Annotated in this window: 16 protein-coding genes and 1 pseudogene; 12 read left to right on the top strand and 5 right to left on the bottom strand. The window is 42.3% G+C overall.

What is annotated here, in order from left to right; all coding sequences use genetic code 11:
* Positions 1–64 precede the first annotated feature (64 nt).
* Complete coding sequence (locus NF859_RS00730) at positions 65–1129, top strand: M24 family metallopeptidase (RefSeq protein ID WP_252742613.1); 1065 nt, start codon at positions 65–67, stop codon at positions 1127–1129.
* Here the strand turns inward: NF859_RS00730 and NF859_RS00725 are convergent.
* Entirely contained in the window at positions 1115–2632 is a 1518-nt protein-coding gene (locus tag NF859_RS00725; protein WP_289846366.1) for an amidohydrolase, read from the bottom strand. The two genes, NF859_RS00730 and NF859_RS00725, sit on opposite strands and share 15 nt — an antisense overlap.
* Positions 2633–2828: 196 nt before the next feature.
* Here NF859_RS00725 and ftsY point away from each other — a divergent pair, with 196 nt between their 5' ends.
* The 5 genes from ftsY to rnhB are packed head-to-tail and all read left to right on the top strand — an operon-like array spanning position 2829 to position 6694.
* Complete coding sequence (gene ftsY, locus NF859_RS00720) at positions 2829–3731, top strand: signal recognition particle-docking protein FtsY (protein ID WP_252742576.1); 903 nt, start codon at positions 2829–2831, stop codon at positions 3729–3731.
* 2 nt (positions 3732–3733) lie between these two features.
* Positions 3734–4366, top strand: a complete 633-nt coding sequence (gene snatA / locus NF859_RS00715; protein WP_252742575.1) for a neutral amino acid NAAT transporter SnatA — start codon at positions 3734–3736, stop codon at positions 4364–4366.
* A gap of 36 nt (positions 4367–4402) precedes the next feature.
* A complete protein-coding gene (locus tag NF859_RS00710) occupies positions 4403–5197 on the top strand; it encodes a metal ABC transporter ATP-binding protein (protein WP_252742574.1) in 795 nt (264 codons plus the stop codon).
* A complete protein-coding gene (locus tag NF859_RS00705) occupies positions 5194–6015 on the top strand; it encodes a metal ABC transporter permease (protein WP_252742573.1) in 822 nt (273 codons plus the stop codon). Before NF859_RS00710 ends, NF859_RS00705 begins: the two co-directional genes overlap by 4 nt.
* Before the next feature lie 4 nt (positions 6016–6019).
* Positions 6020–6694 carry a ribonuclease HII gene (rnhB, locus tag NF859_RS00700; protein ID WP_252742572.1) on the top strand — a complete coding sequence of 225 codons (675 nt, stop codon included), beginning with the start codon at positions 6020–6022 and terminating at the stop codon, positions 6692–6694.
* On the opposite strand, the gene NF859_RS00695 is transcribed toward rnhB, so the two are convergent.
* Positions 6666–8213: a dolichyl-phosphate-mannose--protein mannosyltransferase gene (locus NF859_RS00695; RefSeq protein ID WP_252742571.1), complete on the bottom strand. Its 1548-nt coding sequence runs from the start codon at positions 8211–8213 to the stop codon at positions 6666–6668. The two genes, rnhB and NF859_RS00695, sit on opposite strands and share 29 nt — an antisense overlap.
* A gap of 89 nt (positions 8214–8302) precedes the next feature.
* Between NF859_RS00695 and NF859_RS00690 the strand changes: the two genes are divergently transcribed.
* The gene (locus NF859_RS00690; protein ID WP_252742570.1) at positions 8303–9448 is read left to right on the top strand and encodes a methyltransferase domain-containing protein; all 1146 of its coding nucleotides are present in this window, start codon (positions 8303–8305) and stop codon (positions 9446–9448) included.
* Here NF859_RS00690 and NF859_RS00685 read toward each other — a convergent pair.
* On the bottom strand, positions 9445–9648 hold the full coding sequence (locus tag NF859_RS00685) for a PCNA-inhibitor (protein WP_252742569.1): 204 nt from the start codon (positions 9646–9648) through the stop codon (positions 9445–9447). The genes NF859_RS00690 and NF859_RS00685 overlap by 4 nt on opposite strands.
* A gap of 254 nt (positions 9649–9902) precedes the next feature.
* Between NF859_RS00685 and glmS the strand changes: the two genes are divergently transcribed.
* The 5 genes from glmS (at position 9903) to NF859_RS00660 (ending at position 15545) form a co-directional block, all read left to right on the top strand.
* On the top strand, positions 9903–11708 hold the full coding sequence (gene glmS, locus NF859_RS00680) for a glutamine--fructose-6-phosphate transaminase (isomerizing) (RefSeq protein WP_252742568.1): 1806 nt from the start codon (positions 9903–9905) through the stop codon (positions 11706–11708).
* Positions 11709–11718: 10 nt separating this feature from the next.
* Positions 11719–14577, top strand: a complete 2859-nt coding sequence (locus NF859_RS00675; protein WP_252742567.1) for a peptide transporter — start codon at positions 11719–11721, stop codon at positions 14575–14577.
* A gap of 109 nt (positions 14578–14686) precedes the next feature.
* Positions 14687–15058 carry a 50S ribosomal protein L7Ae gene (gene rpl7ae, locus NF859_RS00670; protein WP_004067237.1) on the top strand — a complete coding sequence of 124 codons (372 nt, stop codon included), beginning with the start codon at positions 14687–14689 and terminating at the stop codon, positions 15056–15058.
* Between the two features lie 68 nt (positions 15059–15126).
* Entirely contained in the window at positions 15127–15339 is a 213-nt protein-coding gene (locus NF859_RS00665; protein WP_004067238.1) for a 30S ribosomal protein S28e, read from the top strand.
* Positions 15340–15344: 5 nt separating this feature from the next.
* Positions 15345–15545, top strand: a complete 201-nt coding sequence (locus NF859_RS00660) for a 50S ribosomal protein L24e (RefSeq protein ID WP_004067239.1) — start codon at positions 15345–15347, stop codon at positions 15543–15545.
* 73 nt (positions 15546–15618) lie between these two features.
* Here the strand turns inward: NF859_RS00660 and dnaG are convergent, their stop codons facing one another.
* Positions 15619–17013: a DNA primase DnaG gene (gene dnaG / locus NF859_RS00655; RefSeq protein WP_252742611.1), complete on the bottom strand. Its 1395-nt coding sequence runs from the start codon at positions 17011–17013 to the stop codon at positions 15619–15621.
* A gap of 6 nt (positions 17014–17019) precedes the next feature.
* Positions 17020–17416, bottom strand: a pseudogene (locus tag NF859_RS00650) (toprim domain-containing protein); the annotation flags it as partial.
* Between the last annotated feature and the right edge of the window lie 196 nt (positions 17417–17612).

Here is a 17612-nt window from a genome sequence, read left to right as displayed (position 1 = left end):
ACTTTTGGGAGAGACCTTATAAATTTTGCTCGCAAGTTTCTCTATGGTGGTATATGTGAATAGAATGGAGAAATTCCTAGGACTCCTCAGGGAATATGATTATGACGGTGCATTAATAACTCCCAGTAGCAACCTCTATTACCTGACTGGAATGGCTCCTCAAGCAACTGAAGAAAGGCTTTTTCTCCTTGTAGTCAATAAAGAAGGAGAAAGCGTTCTAATAGCACCCAAGCTCTATGAAAATGAGGTTGAGTGGGAAAATTCAGTATTCTGGAGTGATGAAGAGAACCCCTATGAAATCCTTGAAAGAGTGTTAACTTCTCTGAATTTGAAGAGCGGTAAGATTCTGGTGGAAGATACGATGAGAGCAAGCTTTCTAATCCACATTGAGCGGCTTTTGGAAGATTACACTCTCTATCCGCTGAGTGGTATTACAAGAGAACTAAGAATGCGCAAAGACGAAAAGGAACTACGCCTGATGAAGAAAGCTGCTGAAATTGCAGATAAAGTTTTCTACGAAATAATAAGCAGGGAATTGATTGAGAAGAGTGAAAAGCAGGTTGCACTGGAAATTGAGTTTCTCATTAGAGAACTGGCAGACGGTGTCTCTTTCTCTCCTATAGTAGCTTCTGGGAAAAACGCTGCAAATCCTCACCATACGCCGGGTAACAGAGAAATAAGACCCGGAGACTTCGTGATACTTGACTTTGGGGCAAGATATAAAGGATACTGTTCCGATATTACGAGAACTATAGCCATAGGCCACCCGAATGAAAAGCTCAAAGAAATCTATGAGGTTGTCAAAGAAGCTCAAGAAAGAGCTTTTCAGAGTGTCCGCGAGGGAATAAAGGCAAAGGAAGTTGACAAAGCAGCGAGAGAGTACATATCCGAGAAAGGTTATGGAGAGTACTTTATCCACAGAACGGGGCATGGGCTTGGGCTTGAAGTGCATGAAGAGCCCTATATAAGCCAAACAAATAATCGGATTCTTGAGCGCGGCATGACGTTTACCATTGAGCCGGGCATTTACATCCCCAATCTAGGAGGCGTGAGAATAGAAGACGATGTGGTTGTGGAGAAAAAAGGAAAGAGGCTTACAAACGCCGAAAGGGAGCTAATAATACTTTGAACCTCCTACGTAGACCTCGAGAACCTTTATGTTCTTCAACCCTTTCTCTTCAACTTCAAACGGATTTCTGTCCACTACAATGAAGTCTCCGAATTTGCCCTCTTCGAGGCTTCCAAGCTCATTTTCGGCATGCATTATGTAAGCTGAGCCATATGTGTAGCTGTGGAGGCTTTCCTCTAGGGATAGGCATTCTTCTTTTGTATAGTGATAGGTCTCAACATTCTCAAATTTTCCTCTGGTGACTGCAGCGTAGATTGTTTCCCATGGATTTACGGGCTCTATTGGTGCATCAGTTCCAAAGCCTATCACAATTTGCTCAAGCATGCTCTTGAAGGGGTAAATCCACTTTGCTCTCTCTTTTCCGACCCTCTTCACTGCCCACCAGTCGCTTATTACGAACCTCGGCTGAACCGAGGCAACAACCCCAAGCTCTTTCATCCTTTTTATTTGATCTTCCCTCAAAATTGATGCGTGTTCTATACGGTTTCTCTCACTCTTGAATTTTTCATAAACGTCTAAGACCATATCAGTTGTTTTATCACCTATTGCATGGACAGCCATCTGGAGATTCAGCTTATGGGCTTCTCTCACTATTTCTTCAAGCTCTTCCTTGCTTATGTTAGGATGCCCAGTTGTTGAAGCGTCTGCATAGGGCTTGGAAAGCCATGCCGTTCTAGCTCCGAGGCTCCCATCTGCAAGAACTTTTATTCCCATGATCTTTACCCTATTACTTCCAACCTTTTTAGTAAGCCCCAAGCCCTTTAGCTCCTTGAGAAGGGAGGGGTTCAGATACACAAAAACTCTAATGGGAAGCCTTCCTTCGCTGTCTAACTCTACGAGAGCCCTGAGGCTTTTCTCATTTACACTCACAAAACCAACAGCCGTGACGCCCTGAGAAAGAACGAACTTGGCCCCTTCTTCGATAAAGTGTTTGTAGTCGTCGAGCGTTAAAGTTTTGTTGATAACCTCTCTCACCTTTTCTAGGGCGTTTTCTTTTATTATCCCGGTTTCAGGGTCTGCGTCTTCATCCTTTTCCAAACCTACAATTTCTATAGCTTTCGTGTTCAGTACAGCTGCATGGAAGCAGGTTCTATACAAAAGCACCGGTTTGTCATTAACAACTTCATCTAAATCTTCTCTCGTAGGGTATCTTCCGAGTTCTTCCTGATCCCATCCAAAGCCAAGAATCCAGCTTGTGCTTGTTTTTTCTGCGTATCCTTTGAGCTTCGTCTTTAGTTCCTCTATGCTTTTTGTTCCCTTTAAATTGAGCATTTTCAAAGATTGTCCAAGGGAGTTTAGATGCATGTGTGAATCAATAAAGCCCGGCAGAACAGTTTTTCCGCCTAAATCTACTACTTCTCCTCCAAGCTCTTTGGCAATTTTTTGGGCTTTCTCGCTCTCTCCTGCGTAAATAATCTTTTCGTTGGCTACCACAATCGCTTTTACAATTTTTATTGGCTTAAAAGAGACGTATATTTTTCCGTTTACAAAAGCCCTGATCAATTTACCTCCCCTCTCTTAGTTTGTCGATACTCTTTTATATTTCCTTTGGTTGCCTATCAAAAAGTCCTTAAGTGGCAAAGCGTAATGCTCAATAGCCGATGAAGAACGGTTTCGGAGCTGAGATGTGATGTAACCAGCTATCGCTGAGGCTCATATTTATAAATTCGTTTAGTGATCATAACCCCGGTGAGGGCAAATGTTTGGGAAACTCAAGGAAAAATTAAGCTCATTTGTTGACAAGGTTGCTCAAACCGAAATAAGCGAAAAAGACGTTGAGAATGCACTCTGGGATCTTGAGTTGGAGCTTTTAGAGGCGGATGTGGCTTTAGAAGTTGTAGATGAGCTTAAGGAAAAAATAAAACAGAAGCTTGTTGGACAAAAGGTTAAAATAGGCACAAATAAGAGGGATATTGTAGAAAAAGCTGTTAAAGAGGCTGTTCTTGAAGTTTTAACACCTGAAAGACACATAGACCTCCTAGAGAAGATCAAATCAAAAAAAGAAAAGCCGTTCGTGATAGTTTTTGTTGGCTTTAACGGAAGTGGAAAAACCACTACAATAGCTAAGCTTGCCAACTGGCTTAAGAAAAATGGCTTAAGCGTTGTTATAGCCGCTAGCGATACCTTTAGGGCAGGAGCAATAGAGCAGGTAGAGGAACATGCGAAGAGAGTGGGGGTTAAGCTCATTAAACACGGTTACAAATCTGATCCAGCTGCTGTGGCTTACGATGCCATAGAGCATGCAAAAGCGAGAGGAATCGACGTGGTTTTAGTTGATACAGCCGGAAGAAACGAGCTTAACAGAAATCTCATGGATGAAATGAAAAAAATAGTCAGGGTTACAAAGCCGGATCTTGTTATATTTGTAGGAGATGCACTTGCTGGAAATGCGATAATAGAGCAGGCGAGGCAGTTTAATGAGGCGGTTAGGATTGACGGAGTTATTCTAACAAAGCTTGACGCAGATGCAAGGGGAGGTGCCGCATTAAGCATAGCCCATGCCATTGGCGCGCCAATACTTTTTGTTGGAGTTGGTCAAGGATATGGCGATTTAATGCCCTTTGATGAAAAATGGATGCTGGAGAAAATTTTTGGTGAGTGAAAATGTTCTTGTTTTTTAAGACATTTCTTTATGTATTTGGAACTCTTTTTGCAGTGATGAACCCCATTGGAGCTGTCCCGGTGTTTCTTTCTATTGCCCAGCACTGCAGATCTTATGAAGGAAGGATCAGTCTGGCAAAGAGAACATCAGTGGCCGTTTTTATAACCTTGATAACCTTTGCACTCTTAGGAGAGTGGATATTCAAATTTTTTGGCTCCACAATAGATGCATTTGCAATCGCAGGAGGAATTTTGCTCTTCAGAATGGCATTGGAAATGTTAAGTGGTAGTCTCTCTACTATAAAAATAACCCATGAAGAGGAGGAAGAGGCTGTAAGTTTAAGCGAGATTGCCATAATTCCCTTGGCAATTCCTTTGATCTCTGGTCCGGGTTCAATAACAACTGTGATGATACATATGGCAAAAAACAGCGACTATTTGGGAAAAATAGCCGTGATTCTTGCGATTTTTGTGGCAAGTCTTTCAGTTTACATGGTGCTCATGTCTGCAGAAAAAGTGCAGCGGAGACTTGGTAGGGTTGGCATAAGGCTTATTACAAGAATGATGGGGCTTATACTGGCTTCAATGGCCGTTCAACTTGTAATCAACGGAATTAAAGGGGCTTTTGGACTTTAATAGTAACATTTTTAAATTTTTTAGGGAACCCTAATTGTGGGTGAGAAATTGATACTAGCTGAAAACCTAACAATTTACTACGACAACTATAAAGCAGTTGAAGATATCACTTTTAAGCTGGATAGTGGAGAGACTCTTCTTTTGCTGGGTCCAAATGGTGCAGGAAAAACAAGTCTTCTTAGAACGATTGCAGGGCTTCATAAATCCTATGAAGGCAAGCTTCTTGTTTTTGGAAAGCCCCCTGTTGAAGTGAAGGATTTAATCTCATATGTTCCCCAGAGTCATTCTTTAAACGAACGTGTGCCTTTGAAGGCTATTGAAGTAGTTGCAATGGGGGCTCTCTACAAAAAGGGTCTCATTCACTTCAATATTCCGAGGTCAATCCTAAAAGAAGCTGAAGAAGCCTTGGAGTTCGTGGGACTTGGAGAGATAAAAAACAAAAGGTTTGCAGAGCTTAGCGGTGGACAAAAGCAGAGGGTTCTATTGGCCAGAGCACTCGTTTCGAAACCCCAACTTCTCCTTTTGGACGAGCCGTTGTCTGCCCTAGACCCCAGTGCCAGGGTTGAGGTGGTTTCCGTCCTTGCAAAAATAAAGCGCGAGATGGGGTTAACGATGATAATAACAACTCATGATCCTAATCCATTAACGGAAATAGGGGATAAGATAATGCTTATCAATAGAAGACTTATAGCCTTTGGAGCTCCAGAAGAAGTTCTTAGGGATGAAATTATAACCAAAGTCTACGGACCTCTGTCCAAAGCGGTTAGAGTGGGGAAGAGAATGTACTGCTTTATAGGAGACGTTCACCTTCACGGGAGGGGAGAAGTTTGATCCCCGAGTACTTGCTCAGGGCTCTCTTAGGTGGTGTAATGGTCAGCGTTTTACTGGGTATGCTGAGTCCCCTGATAAACATGAAGGGCTTAGCTTTTCTTACCCATGCTACTTTCCACTCCTTGCTCTTTGGAGCTGTTTTGGGAATGATACTGGGGCTGATATTTTCAAACTTTTCTCTGATTCTGTGGGTGGCTCTAATAATCACGATTTTTGTTGTTATCTTAATAGCTCTTCTCGAAAATAGAGGATTTAGCAGTGACACTGCAATAGGAGTAATAGCGAGCTTTATAGCTGGCTCTACCGTACTGGCTTTTGGAGTTCTGTATAAGGTTATGGCGAACAGACCCTACTTTGCCCTCTCCCAAAGCATAGTATCCTATTTAACTGGGGAGCTTTTTCTGATAACACTCAACGACTTGATGTTTTTGGTCTTGGGAGGTGCCTTGATATTCTTTGTGATGCTTGCATTTTACCGTGATTTCCTATACGTCAGTTTCGATGCTGAGGGACTTGAGACCTATTCGGGTAATGCGAGGTTTTATCTCACTTTGCTCTACGTTCTCGTGGGCGCTACTGGTGCGTTAATAGTTAGAACCGTTGGATTGATAACCCTCCAAGTTGTGGCGGTTTTGCCAGGTACAATAGCCATGATGCTCAGCAATGACTTGAGAAAGATTCTTGGAATAAGCTTAGGTTTAACTCTCTTAGTGCAGATACTCTCGATAGTGCTAGCTTACTTAACAGACATCCCTCCAAGCGGAATAGCTACGATAATGCTAGGGCTTGTCTATGGGTTCTTAGTCTTGAGGAGGTAGGGATATGAAGCTGGGAGGAATAGATGAAGCCGGCAGGGGACCAGTTATAGGCCCTCTTGTAATTGCAGCGGTTGTTGTCGATGAATCCCGTATGCAGGAGCTTGAAGCTTTGGGAGTCAAAGATTCAAAAAAGCTAACACCAAAAAGAAGAGAAGAGCTATTTGAGGAGATTGTGCGGATAGTTGATGACCACGTTATCATTCAGCTTTCCCCAGAGGAGATAGACAGCAGAGATGGTACAATGAACGAGCTTGAAATTGAAAAGTTTGCCAAAGCGTTGAACTCCCTTAAAGTTAAGCCGGATGTGCTCTACATAGATGCGGCTGATGTCAAGGAAAAGCGCTTTGGTGACATTATAGGCGAAAGGCTTTCCTTCTCTCCAAAGATAATCGCCGAACATAAGGCAGATTCAAAGTACATTCCAGTGGCTGCTGCATCAATACTAGCTAAAGTTACTCGTGACAGGGCAATAGAGAAGCTCAAGGAGGTTTATGGGGAGATAGGCTCAGGATATCCAAGTGATCCAATTACAAGGAGGTTTCTGGAGGAGTATTACAAGGCTCATGGGGAATTCCCCCCAATAGTGAGGAAAAGCTGGAAGACCCTTAGAAAGATAGAAGAAAAACTAAAAGCTAAAAAGACTCAGCCCACTATCTTGGACTTCTTAAAAAAGCCTTAATCCTTTCGAAGGTTTCCTTTATCCATGTTGAGATGCTTCTCATCCACTCCCAGTACATTCTGATAGACCTTTCGAAGTACTCCCACTTTATTATGTCGTATGCCATTACCCCAAGTGTCACCGCTCCCGGAGGAACTAACGGAGTGGCATAAAAGCTGAACTGGGTTTTTCCACCTAAAATCCACTGGAGAGCATAAAAAGCTATTGTGCTCCAGAATATCCCAAAAGGCACCAAAAGCTTTCTTCTTCTTGTCGCAGCATAGGGAATTGCGAATATAAACACTACCATAGAGAGCATCAAAATTGGGTCTGTTGCCGCGAAGATATCTGGGTTGTAGTGAAAGGGAAATGGCTTAAGGCTTAGGAACCACTCCCAGAAAGGTGAATTCGCCGGGTGATCTCCTTTGTAACTGAGATGCCATCCAAAGCTTCCAATGAACTCAGAAAGCCATGGGAAGAATCCTATTGCCTTTATTATCGTAATCTGTGGTAGTAAAAATCCGAGGGCAGGTAAAATAAGTGCCGAGAGCAGAATCTCCCTAATTCTAATTTTATCCCTTAAGCTTTTCATGAGCAAAACTGGGTAAGGAAAGGCACCGTTTAGTTTTGTGGCTGCAGCGAGACCTATGGAAAGACCGCTTGAATTGTATTTCTCAGAGATCAGGAAGTACATGAAAACCGCAGTGAAGAACGCCACGTGTATATCAAGCATTGCAGCAAGGGACGTTGCGTATAGGAGGGGATCAAAGGCAGAAAATATCAACGCTATGAAAGCTGCAAGATAACTCTTTGAGATTTTATATGCAGCTAAGAAGACGAGAATGTTTATTATAGCGTGTTCTATCAGCCCTGGCAAACGCCAGAAGATAGGCTTGTCCTCTATCAGCATTCCAAGCATTATTATATCCTTCCCCAAAAATGGATGCTCCGTGTTCAGGTAGTTTTGGATGTTCTCCTTATCAGGATAGCGGAACCCCTTTACGATTTCAACTCCTTCTATACTTTTGACTTCTTCTATGAAGGCTTTGAGGTTTTCGCGGGGGATTTCATAGTAAATACCGTCAAAATTAGAATAAGGCTTGTAATAAGTGTAGTTGTATTTTCTCGCTATTGTTTCAATTTTAAATTTGATCTCACCAAAATCAGAAGATGGGGTTTTGTTTAAGGGTATGAATTCTACTCTTATTCCCAACTTTGAGAGAATTGCTGGCGTTTGAAGGTTTACGTTTCTCGTATAAGGTCTCGTGAATTCAAATCCAAAAGCAGAGACTTTTACATGCCCCTTAATAATTTCTCCACTTGCAATTATATTCACCCCTTCTGAATTTGTTGTATCGTTTACGTAATGAAGTTCAGCTCCAAGCTTGTGGAGAACGTTCCTAGCTGCTGGGATGTACCATACCTCATCTCCAATGTAGTCATAGAGCTCTGAACTGGAAGCTTTCTCATATGAGTACCAGAAGGTTCCAACTATTATTGCAGCCACTGCTACAAAATAAAGCTTCTTTCTAAGGTTCATACTCTCCCCCACTAAGTTTCACCCGCCATCTTTAAATTATTTCCCATAAACCTTTAAAAATTGAATGAAAATGGAACAACGGTGAGAGAATGGAAGAGATGGAAGCGCTTATTGAGCAAACTGTTGAGATGATAAAGCGAGGTCTAGACGAGAGAAAAATACGGGCGAGACTTCCTAGAGAAAAAGCTGACGAGATAATCGAGATAGCGAGGGCAAGGATAAGGGCAAAGGATAAGTTCTCAAGAACTGATCTGTGGATGGACTTGGAAGGCCTTAGGTATGCCACTCACGAGGTTGTGGCTGAATATAGGGCAAAGAGAGTCAAACCAAAAAGCATAGCAGATGTGAGCTGTGGAGTTGGAATCCAGCTGATATTCTTCGCAAAATATGCAGAAAAAGCCTATGCTATAGACATCGATGAGAAAAAGCTCTTCTACGCAATGAAAAATGCCGAGAAATATGGTGTTAAAGATAAAATAACCTTCATTCATGGGGACAGCTTAAGTAAGGAAGTTGTTGATCAGATAGATGCTGATGTAGTATTCTCCGATCCCGCAAGACCTCCGGAGATGCCTGAAAGGAGACTTGAGGATCTCCTCCCGAGTCCTCTTGAAGTTTATGAGGCTTATAACCACAAGACCGATGCTTTTATCTTTGATCTCCCACCTCAGATAAGGAGAGAAAAAGTCCCGTGGAGAGGTGAATTTGAGTACATTGATTTATATGGAGCACTCAACAGGCTGACTTTCTATTTTGAGCCCTTAGCTAAGGCAGAGCGTTCTGCAGTTATGCTTCCTAAGGGGGTTAGACTTGAAAGCAACCCCAATCTTGAAAACATCGTCGAGTGGAGTGGAGAAGTGAAAGATTATTTGTATGAAATCCCGCAGAGCATTGACTATGCTGACCTAATAAACGAGCTCTTCCATGCCGTAAAGGGCAACTTATGGATGCTCATTCGGGAAAAACGCAGGGCAGTCGCAACAAGCGATGAAGAAGTTAACAGCGAATACTTCAAGAGACGCTACATCGTAAGAAAGGTTCTCGACTTCCATCCAGTGAGAATAAACGACTTTTTAAAGAGGGAAGGATATGGCAGGGTTACCCTAAAGATTTCAATTCCTGACAAAGAATACTGGCAGTTCAGAAGGAGAGTTGAACAAGGTCTGAAAGGAGAGAAGAGGGCTTACCTATTCAAATTCAAAGACAAAGCAATAATAGCTGAGCCCCTCGATTAATCTTCCTGAATTTCGACTATTTTTGCTCTCTGTATCCTTTTTGAGCCGATGCGAAGGGCTTTAAAATAGTTTATGTGCTCATCAGGTAGAAACCTGTCCAGTTTGGTTGATTTAAGTCTCTTCTTCTTGGAGGTTTTGGCTTTATTTTCGCTTCTTATTTTAATGGAACCGTTTATGAATTCATCCAGCTTTTTCTCCATTGACCCACCCAAGATACTAAGGTTGTTTGGAATATATAGGTTTTTTGGAAACCTTTCTTGTGCTATTCTGCTTCTTCTGATACTTAGTCATAACTGCAGGGCTTAAAAACCAAAAGAAAGTGTTTTGAACAATATCTCAAAAGAAACACCGAAACGGAGTAAAGAACACAACGGTTGCGGTAACAGTTTTATGGAAATCCTTTTAATTAGTTTGAACCATTACGATTTACAGTACAAAGAGCGGAGGCAGCACAATGTGCGGTATAATCGGGTATATTGGAGATAGGGAAGCTGCTGAAATTTTAGTGGAAGGGCTTAAAAGACTGGAATACAGGGGATATGACTCAGCTGGAATTGTAACTGAACAGGGAGAGCTTTTTATAAAAAAAGGAGCCGGGAAAATAGATGAGCTTAAAGAAAAGCTTAAACTTCACGAAATGCCTGGCAACAGGGGAATTGGGCACACGAGATGGGCAACGCATGGGATTCCTAACGATATCAACGCCCATCCTCATACCGATTGTACTGGAAAAATAGCGGTTGTTCACAATGGAATAATTGAAAACTACCTTGAACTTAGAAGCGAGCTTGAGAAAAAAGGGCACACGTTCAAGAGCGACACTGATACAGAAGTGATAGCGCATCTAATTGAAGAAGCTTTAAAGGATTCATCTACCTTTGAAGATGCCCTCCGCAAGGCGTTGTTAAAGCTTAGAGGTTCATTTGCACTTGGAATAATGTATGCTGAAGATAAGGAACGCCTATATTTTGTGAGAAATGAAAGTCCGCTCGTCCTTGGAATCGGAAACGGGGAGATGTTTGCTGCCTCCGATATTCCTGCGTTTTTACCTTACACGAATAAAGTTGTGTTCCTGGATGATGGAGAGTATGCAGTGGTTAGCAAAGATGCATTCACAGTGAAAGACCTTGGGACAGGAAAAGAAAAGAAAAAAGAAATCCACGAAATTAATTGGACTCTTGAAATGGCTGAAAAGCAGGGTTATCCCCACTTCATGCTTAAGGAAATCCATGAACAGCCAAAGGCTGTAAAGGAAGCAATTTACGGCAACTTGGAAACAATAGATCAAGTTGCTAAGGAGATAGCCAAATACGAGAAGATATTTGTTGTGGGTATGGGGACCTCTTATCATGCAGGAATTGCCGCGAAATACCTCTTCCAAAGACTGGCAAACAAACCTGTCCTTGTTGAGGAGGCTAGTGAGTTTAGGTATGAGTTTGAAGACATAGTTGACGAGAATTCCCTTGTAATCGCCATTACTCAGAGTGGGGAAACTGCCGACACTCTGGCGGCAATAAGATTGGCTAAAAAGAAGGGCGCAAAAGTTCTAAGCATTGTTAACGTTGTTGGGAGCATGGCTACCAGGCTGAGCGACCTTGTAATATACACCCATGCAGGCCCAGAAATAGGGGTAGCGGCAACAAAGACGTACACAACCCAGCTTACCGTTTTGACAATGCTTGCAATAGCACTAGCCAAGATACTCAACAGAGTTGATGAGGATTATCTTAAGAAACTAGAAGCTGAGCTTTTGGAACTTCCGAGGTACATTGAGGCTGTGCTTGGATATGAGAACAAGATAAAATCCCTTGCTGATGAGCTGGTAGACAGAAGAGATTTCTTCTACATAGGACGGGGGATAAGCGTTGCAACAGCTCTTGAGGGTGCTCTAAAGCTTAAGGAAATCAGCTATATCCATGCGGAGGGTCTTTCTGCTGGAGAACTTAAGCATGGTCCCCTAGCTCTGATTGAAGAAGGTGTTCCAGTTGTTGCCATTGCCCCAAGCGGAAAGACATTTGATAAGATGGTCTCCAATATACAGGAGGTCAACGCAAGAAAAGGGCTTGTAATTAGCTTGGGAGACAATGAAGAGCTGGAAAAAGTTAGCGAAGTCTTTTTGAAGATGCCAAAAATAGATGAGCTTTTAAGTCCTATTGTGTATATAGTACCACTTCAATTGCTTGCTTATCATCTGGCTGTGTTGAGGGGTAACGATCCCGACAAGCCGAGAAATCTGGCAAAATCTGTAACCGTAGAGTGAGGTGGTATAAATGGTTGAAACAAAAGTTAAGGAAAAACCAAAAACTAAGAGTGAGAAGCCTTCCTCTTTAGATTTTTCAAAAATCAGGCTTTACCTTTTCCCTATAGTGGTTGTTATCGTTGCTTTTATTGGTTACAAGATTAGAGCAGCAACTGGGCAAACAAAATACTTCATAGATCCAGATACCTTTTATCATTTTGAAATATACAAGCTCGCGATAAAGGAGTGGATTCCTAAGTATTACCCCTTGGCTGACGCACCCTTTGGTTCTCTCATTGGGGAACCCCTTGGTTTGTACATAATTCCAGCTTTGCTCTACAAGCTCCTCTCTGCATTTGGGTTTGAAGTGATAAAGGTCTTCAAGATGTGGCCTCCGCTTGTTGGATTTTTCAGCATAGTTGGAGTTTACCTCCTAGGGAGAAAACTCCATTCAGAATGGGCAGGACTTTGGGCAGCTTTGGTGATGATGTTTTCAGTTGCCCACTGGACAAGAACCTTCTCGGGAAACGCCAGAGGAGATGGACCGTTTTTGATGTTCTTCATCTACGCAGTTCTGTTCATGTTCTACTACCTTGAAGCCACAGAGGTCAAGAGAAAATCCCTTTTTGGCGCTCTATTTGTGCTCTTTGGAGTTTTGATGCTCTCAGTATGGAACGGCTCCCCATTTGGTCTTATGGTTCTCTTGGGCTTTGCAAGCTTGTACGTGATTGTATCATTTATTTTTGGAAAAGTTGAAGACGTCAAGAAGTTTGCCATGGAATTTTACCCAGTTTATGTTGCAGTATTGTTCATTGGCTACGCATTGACTCCAAGTGGAATTGTAAGAGTTGGAGGGCACATAAAGTTCGCCTTTGAAGTTTTCCTTGGACTGGCACTACTTACGACGATAATGCTCTACGGTGGCAGATACCTAAATTACTCCGACAAAACACATAGGTTTGGAGTTGTTGCAGTGATAGTACTCCTAGGCTTTGCTGGAGCTTATCTTTACGTTGGCCCCAAGCTCTTTTCCCTTATGAGTGGAGCATACCAATCCACTCAAGTTTATGAAACTGTTCAAGAGCTTGCAAAGACGGAATGGAACGATATACAGAGGTATTACTCGGTCAAGGGAACCGATGGGATAATCTTTCTCCTCTCACTTGTCGGAATTGCAATAGTTGCGTTTAGATTTTTGAAAGCCTTAAACCAAAACAAAGTCGATGCAAAGAATTTGTTCCTCTTGGTGTTTTACGGACTTTCAGTATACCTAATGTGGACAGCGGTGAGGTTTTTATTCCTTGCTTCAGGCGCAGTTTTGCTAACCTTTGGAATTCTCGTGGGGGAGCTCTTTAAAATAGTGGAGAATATGCAGGAAAAGGTTTCAACAAAAGCTCTCTATGCTTTCTTGTTGGTCCTCCTCTTTATTCCGATTCCAATAGTGGGAGCAAACACAACTTACAACTCGGCAAAGGTTAGCGGTGAAGCTGTAAGCCCGAGCTGGGAAGAAACCCTTAAATGGCTTAGAGAAAACACAAACGAATACGATACGGCAACTTCTTGGTGGGACTACGGTTACTGGATTGAAAGCTCTCTCCTTGGAAACAGGAGGGCAAGTGCGGACGGTGGTCACGCAAGGGACAGGGACTATATAATTGCCCGCTTTTTGGCAAATGATGGCAGCAAAAGTGAAGTTGACTTCGAGAGCTGGCAGCTTAACTATTTCATTGCTTGGATTCAAGATTGGGCCAAATTTAACGCCATAAGCTATCTTGGAGGGGCAATAACAAGAGACGAAAGAGATCATCGGGGTATGATACTTCCATTTACTCAAAAAATAGGTGATAATGCTTTTTACAGTCCATATGGCATTCAGCTTCAGATAGTGGAACAAGGAGGACAGAAAAAGGCGATAATCGTAGCGGGTAACCAACAAGGGGAGCCAGTGCAGACAATAATCATGCAAACTGGGGAAGTCATAAACGGAAAGGGAGACTTTCCATATGCAGCTTATGTCTTCCCCAACTATGCAGTGGCAGTTTACTACAAAGTTGCAGCAAGCAACTTCCTAAAGCTTGCATTTGGTATACCTATCAGCTCTGAAGCAGATTTTGCACAAAAGTTGCTCTCAAACTTTAGGCTTGTAAAGAATACTGGAGATCTGGCAACTTATGAATTCGTTCCATTTGGAGTATATAGAATTGAAGTTTACAAGAATGATACATGGATGCCAGTGTCAAAGCTTATTCCTGGGGAATACAAGGCTAAGCTCTACATATCAGCGTTCGGAAGAGACGTTAAAGATGCCACCATAAAGCTCAGGGCTTACAATGGAGATAAGCTCATAAGTGAGCAGATTATAGCGCAAAACGTTAACATCGATCATTTAAACGAGACGCCGGTAGAAGTTAGTCTCAAAGTCCCAAACGCTACAAAGTATCAGCTTGTCCTTGTGCAGAAAGGCCCCGTTGGGGCCCTTACAGAAGCTCCAAAATTAAATGGCAGGCTTGTCAGCCCAATAAGAGTTTTAAACGATGGCCAAAGTGGAGAACTTGAGTTAAGGGCTGGGTTCAGAAAAGACTACTCCAACTTAGAGCTTTACCTTAGGGCTACAGTTATATATCTTATCAGAACCGAGGGAGAAAACAGGGATGATCCAAAAGCCGCATTTGAGCCTCACATGGATATAATCCATTATGAAAAAATTGCCAGTGGCTTAAGCACATCAAACAGGGAACTTTACTTCAAAGGTCAAGCAAGCTTTCCAGAAGTTATCCAGCCTTATATAGAGAAGCTCAAGAATGAATATGGAAATAAGGTGGAAATAAGGGGAATAAGAGTCGAACCGGTGTTTATAGCAGACAAAGAATACATAATATACGAGGGGTGATTTTTGCTACTTTTCTTATTTTTGCTAGTTTGGAAGGAAAGATTTAAAAAGCAAGCATCCTTCCCTAACTTGATGACTCGATGAACGATGAAGTTTGGAGGGATGTGAAATGGCAAAGCCAAGTTACGTGAAGTTTGAGGTTCCAAAGGAGCTTGCTGAGAAAGCCCTTGAGGCTGTTGAGATTGCAAGAGATACTGGAAGAATTAGGAAGGGTACAAACGAGACAACAAAAGCCGTTGAGAGGGGCCAGGCAAAGCTTGTAATAATCGCTGAAGATGTTGACCCGGAGGAGATCGTTGCTCACTTGCCACCCCTCTGTGAGGAGAAGGAGATTCCCTATATCTATGTTCCAAGCAAAAAAGAACTTGGTGCTGCCGCTGGTATTGAAGTTCCAGCTGCAAGTGTTGCTATAATCGAGCCGGGTAAGGCTCGTGAACTCGTTGAGGAAATTGCGATGAAAGTAAGGGAGCTCGCCAAGTGAGCTCCCTTTTCCTCACTCTCATAACTAGGCGAGCTTTCATGATTATAATTGAATTAGAGGTGTGAGAGATGTCAGATGAGGGATACCCTGCAGAGGTCATCGAAATTGTAGGAAGGACTGGAGTTACCGGTGAGGTTACTCAAGTAAAGGTTCGCGTTCTTGAAGGAATGGATAAGGGTAGGGTAATTAGAAGAAACGTTAAGGGACCAGTCAGAATCGGTGACATAGTTATCCTCAGAGAGACAGAAAGAGAAGCAAGAGAGATCAAAGCAAGAAGGTGATGTAAATGGCAAGATGGAATGTCTGCTCATATTGCGGAAAAGAGTTCGAGCCAGGAACAGGGAAGATGTACGTCAGAAACGATGGGAGAGTCTATTTCTTCTGCTCAAGAAAATGCGAAAGATACTTCTTTATGGGTAGGAACCCAAGAAAGCTCAAATGGACAAAGGCTTTTGAAGAAGCAAGGCTCCAGAGAGCCAAAAAGTGACTCTTTTTATTTTTTAACCTTCGTCAGAAGTTTTAAGCAGAGATTGTACAATATTAAAAAAGAAAAGAAACTTTCACTCTGCAAAGGTTATTATTTTAAGATCAATAGGCCTTCTAACCACATTGCTCTTTCTTGCTCCGATTAGGTACTTGATTCCCTTTTCACTCACTATGTCTATTAGCCTCTGAGTTATGATTCCGTTAAATATTATTGTGTGTACATTTTCTTTGTCGTTTAGAGAGGTAAGTAGATCCCTCACTGGTATCTCTGCGATTACGTTCTTGTTTTCATCTAGGAGAATTGCTGTGGAATCTTTTTTCACTTTTTCAATCCACTCTTTAAATTCATCAAGCTCAGGAGCCTTAGGCGGCTGTATTGGCTTTACAAACTTTTCTTCTCTTGCTGGAGGTTTCACTTCGACTTTTGTCTCTCTTATGGTTTCTTTTTGAGGTTCAACGGCTTTTTCTATTTTTGGCTCTACATGTTGGGGCTGGCTAGCCTTTTGGTGTTCTCTCTCCTTAACAAGTTCGTAGAAACTCTTTCCTTTAGCAAAGAGCTCGTTTATAACCTGCTCTGCTGGAACTTTGCTCCTTAGGGACTTAATTATCTCTTTCTTTGTCAGCTCCTCGACTTCTTTTCCTTCTGGAGCTCTGGCAACATAATCAATGTCTGCAACTTGAAGGAGTTCTTTAAGTATGAGCTCTCCTCCCCTATCTCCATCGGTAAATGCGGTTACGATTCTCTCTTTGCTGAGTTTTATTATCGTCTCCGGCACTGAAGTTCCTTCAACGGCTATGGCGTTTTTGATTCCATGTTTTAGAAGGTTAAGCACATCCGCCCTTCCTTCAACAACGATTATCGAATCTGAAAACGGCACATGTGGGCCAGCCGGGAGTTTTTCTGGACCATATTCAATAAGCTCCTTAGCCCTGACTTCCTTTTTAACTTCTTCAGTAATCTCTTGTGTTTCTGGAATTTCTTCCTCCATAAGGGTCTCAAGTATCTCTTTAGCTCTCTCTATGATGTATTTTCTCTTCGTTGCCCTGACGTCCTCGATTCTTATTACCCTAATTCTGGCCTCAGAAGGTCCTATCCTGTCTATTGTTTCTAGGGCAGCTGCTAGTATTGCCGTTTCTACCCTATCCAAGCTAGAGGGTATTGTTATTGTTCCATAACTTTTTCCAGCTCTTGTGTGAACGTCAACCTTGATCCTTCCTATCCTTCCAGTTTTTTGAAGCTCCCTTAAGTCCAGGTCATCTCCAAGTAAACCTTCAGTCTGCCCAAAAATAGCACCTACAACATCAGGCCTTTCAACAATTCCATTTGCTTCAAATTCTGCGTGGATTACATATTTTGTTGTTCCAAAATCATCCTTTGCAGCCATGCTATCACCTTCTATTCCTTTCTTTTTTAACATTCTTTGCTTTTCAAGCAAAATCTGCTGGATTGTAGTCTTTTTTCTCTTCAATCCATACCCCTCCTTTTGGGGGTCAGAAACGGAGATTCCTAACACGGGTGTAAAGGGAGTACAAGTCTTCAATGCCCTTAATGTCTTTTTTTGCTATTTTTTTGAGCTCTCTTCGTGTTTCTGTATCTACTTTGCACTTATACCCTTCCAAATATCGGGTTAGTTTTTTTGCGAGCTCTTCACCCTTTCTGTCGAAATCTGTCAATATCATGACATCATGATAGTGAGAGGCTATTAGAGCAATCTCCGCCAGTGGTAAGCGGGAAAGTCTAATTATCTCCGTTTCGACCCCCAATTTTCGTAAGGCCACCTCGTCTCGCATTCCCTCTACGAGGATAACACCCTCAAACTCTCGCAATTTGTCTATAAGTTGTTCGAATCTTTTATAATTTTCGGCGTACATATTGCCGTCATGATGATGAGAGCTCGATAGTATTATAAAGTTTTGGGAAGTGAAGACGATACTGTCAGGATAAGCAGTGAGGCGTCAGGTTTAAATCCCAGACACTACCACAGAAAAAGAAAGGGGGGAAACATGCAAGCTGAAACCATTATTCACTGGATGGTTTCAGCCTTAAAACCTTTTCGCCGAAACAAAA

This window comes from Thermococcus alcaliphilus, from assembly GCF_024054535.1.
GTDB lineage: Archaea > Methanobacteriota_B > Thermococci > Thermococcales > Thermococcaceae > Thermococcus_A > Thermococcus_A alcaliphilus.
The sequence above is the reverse complement of the archived record's forward strand: the minus strand, read 5'-3'. Positions and strand labels throughout refer to the sequence as shown.